The sequence below is a fragment of the Actinoallomurus sp. NBC_01490 genome, from assembly GCF_036227085.1.
Taxonomy (GTDB): Bacteria; Actinomycetota; Actinomycetes; order Streptosporangiales; family Streptosporangiaceae; genus Actinoallomurus; species Actinoallomurus oryzae.
This window is the reverse complement of the sequence record NZ_CP109433.1, coordinates 10,527,772-10,540,184: the sequence shown is the minus strand read 5'-3', so window position 1 is coordinate 10,540,184 and position 12,413 is coordinate 10,527,772. Positions and strand designations below refer to the sequence as shown.

The 12,413-nt window shown below is 69.6% G+C and carries 15 protein-coding genes; 7 read left to right on the top strand and 8 right to left on the bottom strand.

The features are described 5' to 3' along the window. Positions 1-4: 4 nt before the first annotated feature. The 3 genes from OG417_RS48505 to OG417_RS48495 are packed head-to-tail and all read right to left on the bottom strand — an operon-like array spanning position 5 to position 991. Positions 5-220 carry a hypothetical protein gene (locus tag OG417_RS48505; RefSeq protein WP_329244832.1) on the bottom strand — a complete coding sequence of 72 codons (216 nt, stop codon included), beginning with the start codon at positions 218-220 and terminating at the stop codon, positions 5-7. Between the two features lie 10 nt (positions 221-230). Continuing rightward, positions 231-527: a hypothetical protein gene (locus tag OG417_RS48500; RefSeq protein WP_329244829.1), complete on the bottom strand. Its 297-nt coding sequence runs from the start codon at positions 525-527 to the stop codon at positions 231-233. Further along, positions 524-991 (bottom strand): Asp23/Gls24 family envelope stress response protein, encoded by a 468-nt coding sequence (locus tag OG417_RS48495; RefSeq protein ID WP_329244826.1) that lies wholly within the window; start codon positions 989-991, stop codon positions 524-526. Before OG417_RS48495 ends, OG417_RS48500 begins: the two co-directional genes overlap by 4 nt. A gap of 411 nt (positions 992-1,402) precedes the next feature. Here OG417_RS48495 and OG417_RS48490 point away from each other — a divergent pair, with 411 nt between their 5' ends. Both OG417_RS48490 and OG417_RS48485 read left to right on the top strand, forming a co-directional pair. Beyond that, entirely contained in the window at positions 1,403-2,881 is a 1,479-nt protein-coding gene (locus tag OG417_RS48490) for an aminotransferase class I/II-fold pyridoxal phosphate-dependent enzyme (RefSeq protein WP_329244823.1), read from the top strand. A 119-nt stretch (positions 2,882-3,000) separates the two neighbouring features. Further along, complete coding sequence (locus OG417_RS48485) at positions 3,001-3,243, top strand: hypothetical protein (protein WP_329244820.1); 243 nt, start codon at positions 3,001-3,003, stop codon at positions 3,241-3,243. 28 nt (positions 3,244-3,271) lie between these two features. Here OG417_RS48485 and OG417_RS48480 read toward each other — a convergent pair whose 3' ends face one another. Next, positions 3,272-3,649 (bottom strand): cupin domain-containing protein, encoded by a 378-nt coding sequence (locus OG417_RS48480; protein ID WP_329244817.1) that lies wholly within the window; start codon positions 3,647-3,649, stop codon positions 3,272-3,274. Between the two features lie 51 nt (positions 3,650-3,700). After that, positions 3,701-4,132, bottom strand: a complete 432-nt coding sequence (locus OG417_RS48475) for an SgcJ/EcaC family oxidoreductase (RefSeq protein ID WP_329244814.1) — start codon at positions 4,130-4,132, stop codon at positions 3,701-3,703. Positions 4,133-4,222: 90 nt separating this feature from the next. On the opposite strand from OG417_RS48475, the gene OG417_RS48470 reads away from it, so the two are divergent. Then, complete coding sequence (locus tag OG417_RS48470; protein WP_329244811.1) at positions 4,223-4,843, top strand: TetR/AcrR family transcriptional regulator; 621 nt, start codon at positions 4,223-4,225, stop codon at positions 4,841-4,843. On the opposite strand, the gene ctaD is transcribed toward OG417_RS48470, so the two are convergent. Next, positions 4,833-6,479, bottom strand: coding sequence for an aa3-type cytochrome oxidase subunit I (gene ctaD / locus OG417_RS48465; protein ID WP_329244808.1), 1,647 nt, complete (start codon positions 6,477-6,479; stop codon positions 4,833-4,835). The genes OG417_RS48470 and ctaD overlap by 11 nt on opposite strands. Positions 6,480-6,592: 113 nt before the next feature. On the opposite strand from ctaD, the gene OG417_RS48460 reads away from it, so the two are divergent. The 3 genes from OG417_RS48460 to OG417_RS48450 all read left to right on the top strand — a co-directional run bounded on the left by OG417_RS48460 (position 6,593) and on the right by OG417_RS48450 (position 9,270). Next, on the top strand, positions 6,593-7,024 hold the full coding sequence (locus OG417_RS48460; RefSeq protein WP_329244805.1) for a phage holin family protein: 432 nt from the start codon (positions 6,593-6,595) through the stop codon (positions 7,022-7,024). A gap of 5 nt (positions 7,025-7,029) precedes the next feature. Further along, positions 7,030-8,640: a cytochrome bc1 complex cytochrome b subunit gene (gene qcrB / locus OG417_RS48455; RefSeq protein ID WP_329244802.1), complete on the top strand. Its 1,611-nt coding sequence runs from the start codon at positions 7,030-7,032 to the stop codon at positions 8,638-8,640. A gap of 75 nt (positions 8,641-8,715) precedes the next feature. Beyond that, positions 8,716-9,270: a DUF421 domain-containing protein gene (locus tag OG417_RS48450; protein ID WP_329244799.1), complete on the top strand. Its 555-nt coding sequence runs from the start codon at positions 8,716-8,718 to the stop codon at positions 9,268-9,270. Between the two features lie 22 nt (positions 9,271-9,292). Here OG417_RS48450 and OG417_RS48445 read toward each other — a convergent pair whose 3' ends face one another. Together OG417_RS48445 and OG417_RS48440 are read right to left on the bottom strand one after the other, a co-directional pair. Next, on the bottom strand, positions 9,293-9,784 hold the full coding sequence (locus tag OG417_RS48445) for a hypothetical protein (protein WP_329244796.1): 492 nt from the start codon (positions 9,782-9,784) through the stop codon (positions 9,293-9,295). Positions 9,785-9,888: 104 nt separating this feature from the next. Then, positions 9,889-11,043, bottom strand: coding sequence for an RNA-guided endonuclease InsQ/TnpB family protein (locus OG417_RS48440; RefSeq protein ID WP_442875625.1), 1,155 nt, complete (start codon positions 11,041-11,043; stop codon positions 9,889-9,891). A 428-nt stretch (positions 11,044-11,471) separates the two neighbouring features. Here OG417_RS48440 and OG417_RS48435 point away from each other — a divergent pair, with 428 nt between their 5' ends. Then, positions 11,472-12,332 (top strand): DMT family transporter, encoded by an 861-nt coding sequence (locus OG417_RS48435; protein WP_329244791.1) that lies wholly within the window; start codon positions 11,472-11,474, stop codon positions 12,330-12,332. Positions 12,333-12,413: the final 81 nt, after the last annotated feature.

Genomic DNA, 12,413 nt, shown 5'->3' with positions numbered 1-12,413 from the left:
CTCCTCACAACACCCGTGGGCCCCGGCGCCGCCGGCGCAGCCAGCGCGCGACGCGCCACAGCCCGTGCCGTGAACGGAACACGCACACCGGCGCCACCACGGCGGGGGCGCCGGCCGCCGCGCGCCAGCGCGTCAGGCCGGCGGCGAACTCGGCCGGGTCACCACCCACGTCGGGATGGTGGGCTCGCACCCACGCCGCGAACGCTCCACGGTCGTTCACGAGCCCTCCCTCATGGCCCCACCGCCGCGCCGGGTACCTCGATGTCCTCGATCGTCACGTCGATCGGCAGGTCCGGCACGATCTCCCGGGCCGCGGTCCGTACCTGCTCGACGACCTCGGCGATCGGCGGCCCGTAGACGGCCACCACCGCGATCCGCACCCGGTCCTCGCGCACGGCCACGCCCCGCACGGTGCGGCCGGGCAGGTAGGTGGCGACCGGTCCGGCGGCGAGGCGGGACACCGAGGGGCGGTCCGCCACCGCGGTGGCGATGCGCTCGGCCAGGCGGCCCGCCGGGAACAGGTTCATCGCACCCGCGGCTCGGCCGGTTCTTCGCTGCTCTCCTCTTCCGGCAGGTGGACGTCGCCGACGTTGATGTTCACCTCGGTGACGTCCAGGCCGCACATCTTCTCCACGGCGCCGATGACGTTGCGGCGGATGCCGTCGCCCAGGTCGGGAATGGACACGCCGTACTCGACGATGACGTCCACGTCGACGGCCGCCTCGCGCTCGCCGACCTCGACCGCCACCCCCTGGGCGACGTTCGGACGGCCGACACGCTCGCGGACCGCGCCGAACGCGCGGGCCACGCCCGCGCCCATCGCGTACACGCCCTGCACCTCCGAGGCCGCCATGCCGGCGATCTTGGCGACGACCGTGTCCGCGATGGCCGTACGGCCGTGGTCGCTGACCAGCTCTCCGCCCTTACGGGTCTTCACCGCGCCCGGTGTGGTCGTCTTCTGATCCGTTCGCTCACTCGTGGGAGCGCTCATGGGATCACCTCTCGTCTCCTCGCGCGGCGACGGCCGCGCTTCGCGTCATCACCGATGGCCGTTGGGCGGATACGGCACACCGCTTGATCACGGCGATGACGATGAGTGATCGGCTCTCGGCGTCGACAGTCTGATCAGCGGGCACCGGCCGGCGGACGTGGAGTGGCGTCGTACGGACGACGGCGATCGTTCTACCTGCGCGGACTCGTCCGCGACGCTTGCGTTCACGCCCACCATGCCCAGCGCGATCGGTGAGCGTTCAATTTTTCCCGAATACCGTCTGTTTTGAGGCTAACCGACGTTGTGCGGCCTGTGGCGGCTCGGGGTCGAACATGTTTCAACCGGTCTTGAGCGGTGGCTCAGGAGGTCAGCGGAGGTTTCTCCGTTCGGTGGCCGGGAAGCGGCTGGCCTATGGACCACTCGCAGGCACCCGTACTCGACGCGCTGGCCGCCTACCACCGGCGCGGCTATCTGCCGTTCACCCCGCCCGGGCACAAGCAGGGACGCGGGACCGACCCGCGGGTACGGGCGGTGGTCGGCGACGACGTCTTCCGGTCCGACGTCCTGGCGACCGCCGGGCTGGACGACCGGATGTCCTCGGGCGGAGTGCTGGAGCGGGCACAGGAGCTGATGGCGGACGCCGTCGGGGCGGAGCAGGCGTTCTTCTCGACCTGCGGCAGCTCGCTGTCGGTCAAGAGCGCGATGCTGTCGGTCGCCGGCCCGCACGAGAAGCTGCTGGTGGGCCGGGACGCGCACAAGTCGGTGGTGGCCGGACTGATCTTGGCCGGCATCCGCCCGATCTGGGTGGAGCCGCAGTGGGATGCGGAGCTGCGGCTGGCGCATCCGCCGAGCGCGGAGGCGTACGAGCGGTGTCTCGCCGAGCATCCCGACGCCCGGGGCGCGCTGGTGACCAGCCCGACTCCGTACGGAGCCAGCGGTGACCTGGCCGCGATCACCCGGGTCTGCCACGACCGCGACGTGCCGCTGATCGTGGACGAGGCCTGGGGCGCTCACCTGCCGTTCCACCCGGAACTCCCGGCCTGGGCGATGGACGCCGGGGCCGATGTGTGCGTGACGAGCGTGCACAAGATGGGCAGCGGTCTGGAGCAGAGCTCGGTCTTCCACCTCCAGGGCGACCGGGTGGCGCCGGAGGTGCTGAGCGCGCGGGAGGACCTGCTGGGGACGACCAGTTCGTCGGTGCTCGTGTACGCGGCGCTGGACGGCTGGCGGCGCCAGATGGTCGAACAGGGCCGGGACCTGCTGCAGGCCGTCCTGGATCTGGCCCGGTCCGTACGCGCGGAGATCGCCGGCATCGAGGGGATGCACGTGTACGGGGAGGCCGACTTCCTCGGCCCGGGCCGCGCCGCCGAGATGGACCCGCTCCAGATCATCATCGACATCGAAGCGCTGGGCGTGACCGGCTACAGCGCGGCCGACTGGCTGCGCGAGCACGAAGGGATCAACCTGCACGTCTCCGACCACCGGCGGATCAGCGCGCAGCTCACGTACGCCGATGACGAGGAGACCACCCGGCCGCTCCTCGACGCGTTGCGGCGGCTGAGCCGGGAGGCCGCCCGGGGAAACGAGGCCCTGGACCGCGCGGGCGAGATCCGCGTGGCCACGCCGGAGGAACTGCGGATGGAACTCGTGCACCTGCCCCGCGACGCCTTCTTCGGCCGCACCGAGCAGGTGCCGGTCGACCGGGCGGCCGGCCGGGTGGTGGCCGAGATGCTCACGCCGTACCCGCCGGGAATCCCGGCCGCGCTCCCCGGCGAGCGCCTCAACACCGCCGTCCTCGACTACCTTCGCAGCGGTGTGAAGGCGGGCATGGTGATCCCCGACGCCGCCGACCCGAAGCTGGAGAGCGTACGGGTCTACCGCGAGCCGTGAGCACCGGATGTGTGAGGCCGGTGGTTCGGGGTAGTCGAAGGTGAGCAGCATCCGCCGGGCTCCGGCGTATGCCGGGTCCAACAGCGCGGCCCCTCGGACAGATCCAGAAGGGCGCGTGCATGCCTGAGAAGAACCTCCTCGCATTGGCTCGCCGGGTCCACGGCCGCCGAACCCGGGCCGAGGCCGAGCCCGCGTCTTCCGCGCCGAGCGGGAACGACGCGCAGAACCCGCCGACGCAGAACCCGGCGGCTCCGCGCGAACGCCCGGAGAGTGTCTCGAAGCGGCCGCGCACCCCCGCGGACCCCGCCGGAACCAACGAGTCCACCCTGTGGCCGGACCTGTGGGCCGCTCACCGCTGCTGAGCCGGTCCAGAGGCCGCGACCTCGCTGTTCAGACTTCGGGGAAGACGAGTTCGGCGTCCATGCCGTCGGCGAGCAGGAAGTACCCCAGGAAGGTCACGCCGTCCTCCTGCGCGTCGAAGCGTGCGATGCGCACGCCCTCGGGCTCGTAGAACACGTCGCCGGGCCCGAGCACGGTCTCGGCCTCACCCTCGATCTGGTACACCGCCGAGCCCGCCTCCACACTGCCGAAGACCGGACCGTTGTGGACGTGCAGTCCCGCGGCGTACCCGGGTGCGATGGTGATCCGCCGAATCTCGACGCGGCGGGTGACCAGCGGCTCCGGCAGCCTCTGGTCCATGACGATCTCACGGCTGAGCGGCGGCGCCGGCTCAGGCCGCCCTCCGACCCCAGCGGTCTCTGTACGCATACGGGGAGTGTACATACTAGTAGGTACAGAACTCGATGCGTGTCGGGTTAGTCACGATTGCAGCTGTCGGCGGGTGTTGTGAAAGCCCGTGGCCCGCCAGCGGTCGCCGTCTTTGATCAGCACGAAGGTCTGTATGGATTCGTGGTCTGGGTCCGTCGCCTTCTGTTCGGCGAGCGTCACCGCGCCGGAGGTGACCATGATCGCCACATCCGGGCGGATGAACCGCAGCGACTCGAAGTGCGCGGGTTCCGAGTCGCCGCCGACGAGCGCTATGCGGGAGCCGGCCAGGGGGCCGTCGAAGAGCGGTCGATGGCCGTCCTCGATGGCCTGCCGGCCCTGGCCGTACTGGCCGTTCCAGGCGATGAAGTCGGCATCGTCGGTGAACAGCGACGCGAAGCCTGCCACGTCGCCGCGGTTCCAGGCGTCTTCCAGGGCTCGGCCGAGATCGAGGATCGCCTGACGTTCGGCGGACTCGTCGAACATGGGATGCCTCCGGGTGTCGTGTCGGGCTTTCGTAGAAACGTAGGTCCGACATAAATTTATGTCAAACCTAAGAAATGCTAGGATGACACCATGGCACCAGGGCTGAGGGAGCGCCGGAAGCAGGAGACCCGGCAGGCCATCTCCGGCATCGCGACGGAGATGTTCGCGGCCAACGGCTTCGACGAGGTGACGATCGCCCAGGTCGCCGAGGCGGCCGGAGTGTCGAAGATGACCGTGACGAACTACTTCCCGCGCAAGGAGGACCTGGTCTTCGACCGGGCCGAGGTGATCGTCCGCGGTCTGGCCGATGCCGTCGCCGCGCGAGCTTCCGGAGAGAGCCTGCTCGCGGCCGTGCGCCGCCACCACGCCGAGCGGATCGAGGGCGACGATCTCCTCGGCGTGCCCACCGCGACGTTCGCCCGGCTGGTCCAGAACAGCCACGCCCTCACCGGCCGGGCCCTGGAAATCGCCGAACTGCGCGAGCGGGCGCTCGGCGATGCCATCGCCGCCGAGACCGGGGCGGACGACGTGCAACAGCGGATCGTGGCGGCCCAGCTCGCGTCGGTCGACCGGGTGCTGTGGTGGGAAGGCCTCGGCCGCAGCGCGGCCGGCCGCCCGCCCGACGAGATCCGGCGGGCGCTCGCGGCGGCCGCCGGCCGCGCGTTCGACCTGCTCGAGCCGTCCCTGGGCGCCTACGGCGTCAGGGCCTAGGCGGATCCGGATGGTTCAGGTCGAAGGCGGGGCGTTCGGAGCGGATGCGGGGGACGGCGCGGAAGTTGTGGCGCGGTGGCGGGCAGGACGTGGCCCATTCGAGTGAGCCGCCGTAGCCCCAGGCGTCGTCCGGGAGGCCCGGGGCGGGCCGGCGGTGGGTCTGCCAGACGTTCCACAGGAAGGCGAGCGTCGAGGCGCCCAGCAGGAACGCGCCGGCCGAGGAGATGAGGTTCAGCGTGCCGAACCGGGAGGGGTAGTCGGAGATCCGCCGCTGCATTCCCTGCGCGCCGAGCCAGTGCTGCACGAGGAACGTGGCGTGGAAGCCCACGGACAGCGTCCAGAAGTGGACCTTTCCCCAGCGTTCGCTGAGCCTCTTCCCGGTCATCTTCGGCCACCAGAAGTAGAAGCCGCCGAACATCGCGAAGACCACGGTGCCGAACAGCACGTAGTGCATGTGGGCGACGACGAAATAGGAGTCGGTGACGTGAAAGTCGAGCGCGGGTGAGGCCAGGATCACGCCGGTCAGGCCGCCGAACAGGAAGGTCACCAGGAACCCGATGGAGAACAGCATCGGCGTCTCGACGACGATCTGGCCACGCCACATGGTGCCGACCCAGTTGAAGAACTTGATGCCCGTCGGAATGGCGATGAGGAAGGACATGAAGGAGAAGAACGGCAGCAGCACCTGGCCGGTGGCGAACATGTGGTGCGCCCAGACCGTCATCGACAGCCCCGCGATGGCGATCGTCGCCCCCACCATTCCCAGGTAGCCGAACACCGGCTTGCGGGAGAACACCGGAATGATCTCGGTGACGATGCCGAAGAACGGCAGCGCGACGATGTAGACCTCCGGGTGGCCGAAGAACCAGAACAGGTGCTGCCACAGGATCGGCCCGCCGTTCGCCGGGTCGTACACGTGCGCGCCGAGCCTGCGGTCGGCCTCCAGGGCGAACAGCGCGGCCGTCAGCACCGGGAAGGCCATGAGCGCCAGCAGCGCGGTGAACAGCGCGTTCCACGTGAAGATCGGCATCCGGAACATCGTCATGCCCGGCGAGCGCATGCAGATGATGGTGGTGATGAGGTTGACGCTGGTCAGCACGGTGCCCAGGCCGGAGAGGATCAGGCCCATCGCCCACAGGTCACCGCCCATCTCCGGGGAGCGGACCGCGCCGGAGAGCGGGGTGTAGGCGAACCAGCCGAAGGCCGCCGCCCCACCCGGTGTGGCGAAGCCGGACAGCACCATCAGCCCGCCGAACGCGAACAGGTAGTAGCTCATGGTGTTGAGGCGGGGAAACGCCACGTCGGGCGCCCCGATCTGCAGGGGCACGAGCACGTTCGCGAAGCCGGCGAACAGCGGCGTGGCGAACAGCAGCAGCATGACGGTGCCGTGGATGGTGACGAGCTGGTTGTACATGCTCGCGTCGACGACCTGCTGCCCCGGGCGGGCCAGCTCGGCCCGCATCAGCATCGCCATCGCCCCGCCCACCAGGAAGAACGTGAAGGACGTGCCGAGATACAGGTAACCCACGACCTTGTGGTCGGTGGTGGCGAGCACGTCGCCGATCCTGCGGCCCAGCGAATGACGCTCCAGCGCCTCACGGTTGCCCGGACGGACGCCCTCACCCACCGTCGCCATCGATGCCCTCCTCGCCACAGGCCACTGACGAGGCGGTGCCCTACCCCCGAAGCGGCGATTAACCGGTCCGTCGCCGGGTAGCGCTGCGCCCCATGGCACGAGAGGAGACCGCCATGAGCGAACGGAGTGAGCGGATCGAGCGGTCCGGGTCCGGCCGACCGGCCGACATGACGATCGCGGAGCTGCTCGAGCAGCTCACCGAGCAGACGTCCCGGCTCGTGCGCCAGGAGGTCGAGCTCGTACGGGACGAGCTGATGACCAAGGCGAGCCGGGCCGGTATGGGCGGCACGCTGCTGGGCGGTTCCGGCGCGCTCGCGGTGTACGGCACGGGCGCCGTCGTCGCCGGGCTGATCGCCGCGCTGGCGACCGAGCTGCCGGCCTGGGCGGCGGCCCTCATCATCGGCGGTGGGCTGCTGACCGGCAGCGGTGTGCTGGCCCTAATCGGCCGGCGGAAGCTGCGGCTGGCGTTCCCGCTGATGCCGAAGGACGCCGCCGAACGCGTGAAGGCCGATGCCCGGGCGATCGCGGAGGGCGCGAGGAAGTAGGGGCGATGGCGGCGAAGAAGAACCGGTCCCTGGTCGGCGACTCCGCCCGCGCCGTGGACGAGCGCTTCGGCACGGCCGGGTTCCTGCGGCGCAACATCCGCAAGGCGTTCCCCGACCACTGGTCGTTCCTGCTGGGCGAGATCGCCCTGTACTGCTTCATCGTCCTGCTTCTGACCGGAACCTTCCTCACCCTGTTCTTCAAGCCGGGCGAGTCGGACACCGTCTACGACGGTTCATACGCGCCGCTGCGCGGGGTGCACGTGAGCCAGGCGTACGCCTCCACGCTGCGGATCTCCTTCGACGTCCGCGGCGGCCTGCTGGTCCGTCAGATCCACCACTGGGCCGCGATCCTGTTCATCGCCGCCATCTGCGTGCACCTGATGCGGATCTTCTTCACCGGCGCCTTCCGCAAACCGCGGGAGGTCAACTGGCTGATCGGCACCACGCTGTTCGCCCTGGCGCTCGCCGAGGGGTTCGCCGGCTACTCCCTGCCCGACGACCTGCTGTCGGGCACCGGCCTGCGCATCGCCCAGGGGATCATGCTGTCGATCCCCATCATCGGCACCTACGTCAGCTTCTTCGTCTTCGGCGGCGTCTTTCCCGGTGAGGACTTCATCCCCCGCCTGTTCACCCTCCACATCCTGCTGATCCCGGGACTCCTGCTCGCGCTCATCGGCGCGCACCTGATGATCGTCTGGCATCAGAAGCACACGCACTGGCCGAGCACGGAGAAGACCGAGACGAACGTCGGCGGCAACCCCACCTACCCCAAGTTCGCGCTGCAGACGACGGCGTTCCTGATGTTCGCCATCGCCGTGCTGACGGCGCTCGCCACGTTCGCGCAGATCAACCCGATCTGGCTGTACGGGCCGTACCAGCCCGCCGCCGTGTCGACCGGCTCCCAGCCGGACTGGTACGTCGGCTTCCTCGAAGGCGCATTGCGGATCATGCCGCCGCTGAGCACCGACGTCGCCGGCCACACGATCAGCTGGAACGTCTTCCTGCCGGCCGTCGTGCTGCCGGTGGTGTTCCTGACCCTGATCGCCCTGTACCCCTTCTTCGAACGATGGGTCATCGGCGACTCCCGGCCGCACCACGTGTGCGACCGCCCCCGCAACGCCCCCACGCGTACGGCCCTCGGCGTCGCCGCCATCGCCTGGTACGGGAACCTGTGGGCGGCCGGCGGCAACGACGTCCTGTCCGCCACGTTCGGCATCCCGCTGGAGGCCACCACCTGGATCTTCCGCGTCGGTTTCTTCGCCGCCCCGATCATCGGATTCGTCGTCACCCGGCGGCTGTGCCTGTCCGCCCAGCGGCGCGACGCGTCCGAGGCCGAGGAGGGCATCGAGAGCGGCATCATCAAGCGCCTGCCCAGCGGTGAGTTCGTCGAGACGCACGACCGTCCGGACCCGGAGCAGGCGCTGGTCCGGGACGCCGAACACCCGGCCGAGCTGGTGCGAGGGCTGCCGCGGCACATCATCCCGCTGCCGACCCCGCGCCGCATCACCGCCCAGGTGCGGTCCCGCATCAACCGCACCTACACCAAGTACCAGGCCGAGGTCCCGAGCCCCGACGGACGTACCGAAGTCGACAAGAGCGCTCCGCCGGATCGTTGAGCGGCCCCCGCGGGGAACGTATGCCCCGAGGGGCGATGAGCGGGACCGCCCCGATCGGCGCTTGGGGGAGCGGGCATGTCGTGGCTGGCAGGGGACTGGACGCACCTGGGCGAGGTCGCGGGCAAGGCCGCGCTGATGTACGTGACGGCGATGGGCGCCCTACGCGCCGGAGAGAGACGCACGTTGGCCCAGTGGACGATCGTCGACTCCGTGGCCGCGGTGGCGGTGGGGGCGATCGTGGGGCGCACGGCGATCGCGTCGAACCAGTCGTTCGCCACCGGAGCCGTGGCGCTGGTCACCCTCGTCGTGATGCACCGCGTGGTCAGCGGGCTGCGGTCGCAGCCGCTGTTCCGCCGCCTCACCGACCACCGGATCCGCGTCCTCGTCGCCCATGGCCAGGTGCGCCGCCATCAGCTGATGATCTGCGGGCTGACCGAGAGCGACCTGCTCGCCCAGCTTCGACAGCGGGGCGTGTTCGACCTCTCCGACGTGCGATTCGTTCTCTATGAGGCGAAGGGTGGCCTGACGGTGCTCTGCGGGGCTCGCTCGGCCACCGAGCCGCCCGAGCTGCCCGAGCTGGTTCGGGCGGGGTTGCGGGAGGCGGTCGACGCGCCGGACGGCGAGAGCTGAGGCGCCGCTCGGGAGCCCGCCGTCAACGGTCGCCGGTCTTCCGGAGCGCGAGCAGACCGCCCGCGGCCAGCGTCACGGCGACGACCGCGGCGACGCGGGCGGCACGGCGGCGGAGCGGGGGAGCGGGCCGGGCGCTCTTCGCGTCGTGTTCGGGACGGGGACCCGCCGGCGCCTCCTGCCGGGCGAGGGAGAGGACCTCGGCGAGGTGCGGTGCGCGGCGGCCGGTGCCGGCGTCGGCGATCTGGCTCCGGCAGGAGAAACCGTTCGCGACGATCAGCGTCCCGGGGTCGGCGTCGCGTACGGCGGGCAGCAGGGCCTGTTCTCCGCAGGCGAGAGAGATGTCGTACTTGCCCTCTTCGAAACCCCACGAGCCCGCGAGCCCGCAGCAGCCACCCTTCACCTCCTGTACGTCGACGCCCATCCGGGTGAGCAGGTCGTGCTCGGGCTCCAGCCCTCCGGTGGCCTTGTGGTGACAGTGCCCCCACAGCAGGCGGCCTCGATCGCCTCCACGCACGCGACGCCGACGTCGGTGTGGAAGTGGTTGGTCAACTTCTCGGCTCTAGAGGTTCCCTGAAGGGCCGAGCTTGCAGCTCCGTCCCCGTGCCTGGCGGGTACGGGTCAGGCCGCGTCGTCGGCAGCGTGACTCACTGCCCAGCCCGCCACACCGCGTGCGGCGATGTTGCGGGCTGCGTTGATGTCGGCGTGCTCAGCGAAGCCGCACGACATGCATAGGAAGGTGGCCTGATCAGGCCGGTTCTTCTTACTGATGTGGCCACACGCGCTGCATCCCTGGGAGGTGTAACGGGGGTCCACGAACACCACCGGCACCCCGGCAAGGGCCGCCTTATAGGCGATGTAGGCGCCGAGTTGGGCGAAGCTCCAAGAGTGCAGGGTGACCCGCTGGGGCTTGCGGAGCCGTACCCTGTCGCGGATACCGCCCAGGTCTTCCAGGGCGATGCCGCGACAGGTGCGTTGAGCCTCGGTCACCAGTTTCTTGGAGATGCAGTGGTTGACGTCCGCCGCGAAATGCGCCTCCCGACCCGACAACTTCTGCAACAATCGTTTAGCGGACTTGGTGCCTTTTTTCTGCAAACGTTGGCGAAGGCGGCGATTGCGGTGCCGGACCTGGTTCACATGCTTTCCGGCGTGGACGGTGCCCTCGGAGGTGACGGCGATGTTCGTGATACCGAGGTCGATGCCGAGGAAACCTTTCTCGGGTTCGCGTAAGTCGGCCTCGGGTACCTCGCAGGTCGCATACAGGTACCAGTGCCCGCCTCGGAACACCAGATCTGACTCACCACGCCGATACTCACCCAACAGTTTCATCTGCTCTGGAGAGCACTGGAACCCGATACGGCCCGAGCGGCCCTGGACGGTCCAGATCGACACCGTGCGAGCATCGAACTGCCAGGACAAGCAACGATCGTCGAACGGCTGGGCGGCGTCCTTACGGAACCGGATCGGCATGCTCTCCACTTTGACGCGCCGTTTGGACCCTTCGGGCCCGTAGTTCCCCGCCTGAAGATTCGCCCTCAGTGCCGCATAAGCTCCTGCGGCTTTGCGAGCCGCGTGGATCGCCGGCTGAGCCGACAATCCCAGCTGCTTCAACTCGCCATAAACCAGACGCTGCAAAGACGTCTTCCCCGTGACGCCGGTGTCGAAAGCACGACGAGAGGCGTGATTCGCGGCGACGTTGCACAAACGCAACGTCTCCCGCAAGGCCGTTTCGGTCGCCTCATCGGGAAGCAGCTTTACCTGCACCGCCAGCTTCACGATCCGCATCGTATGGCCGGCTCCGCCATGACACGTCCCGAACATCGAAAATATGCCGGGACACAGCATCAACCAACTCCTGTATGTTCCCAAAAGCCACAAACGCCCAGACTGACCGACTGCCTTGCGTCCTGGGGATCACCACGCCGCACCGCCGAGACCGCCATCGCATCCGGGCGCCCCGCGTTGCGGATCGCGGCGAACATCCGGTGCCACAGGGCGGGCGGGTCCAGCACGTCGCCTCGTGCACTACCCGGGGCGAGCCGGCGTCATCGTTCGTTACTTCGCCCGTGATCGGCACCGTTCGTGGGCGAGGCACGTACCGCTCGGGCTACCCGGAACGCCGAGCGCGTGCGGCCACGCGCCGGCAAAGACTCGACAAGGCGGCCGTCCGCGATCCCCGGCGTGAGGGCGGGTAGTGACTGAGGGTGATCGCGGTCCTGTTCGCGTTGCTCGCCGCGGCGAGCAACGCTCTGGCGTCGGTGCTGCAGCGCCGCGCCGCGCGTTCGGCCCCGAAGGAGTTCGCCTTCCGCCCGGCCCTGCTGTGGAGCCTGATCCGCCGCCCGGTGTGGCTCGGCGGGATCGGCGCGCTCATCGCCGGCTTCCTTCTCCAGGCGTTGGCGCTGTCCAACGGCGGGCTGGCCCTGGTCCAGCCGCTTCTGATCGCGGAGCTGCCCTTCACCATGATCCTTCTCGCCCGGATGTCGCGGATCCAACTCGACCGGGGCACCTGGGTGGACGTCGGGGCGATGACGGCCGGTCTGGCCCTGTTCCTCGGCGCGGCGTCGCCCACGGCGGGCCGCCACACACCGGACGCGCTGCACTGGATCGTGGCGGCGCTGATCACCGTGCTGGTGATTCTCGGGCTGGTCTTCCTGGCCCGGTGGCTGAACGGCGCGCTCCGGGCGGCCGTGCTCGGAGTGACCGCCGGCATCGGATTCGCCTTCACCGCCACGTTCATGAAGGCGGCCACGAATCTGATGGACAAGGGCATGGTCACACTGCTGACCTCGTGGGAGCCGTACGCGATGGTCGTGGCCGGCTTCGCGAGCGTCTACCTGCTGCAGAACGCCCTGCAGAGCGGCACCCTGGTCGCCGCGCAGCCGGCTTTGACGATCTCCGACCCGGTGTCGGCGGTGCTCTACGGCACCACGATGTTCGGTGAGGACGTCCGGTCGGGGCCGTGGGTGATCGCCGAATTCGCGGGGTTCGCCTTGATCTTCATCGGGAGCATCCGGCTCAGCCGGTCCGAACCGATCCGCATGCAGGCCGAGTCCGAGACCGCCTGACCGCCCTCGCCGGCGCGGGCACCGGGTCACGGCGCGGGTGGCGGGGTAGGACTGGACCGGGGTCCCGCGGAGTCCGGTGTT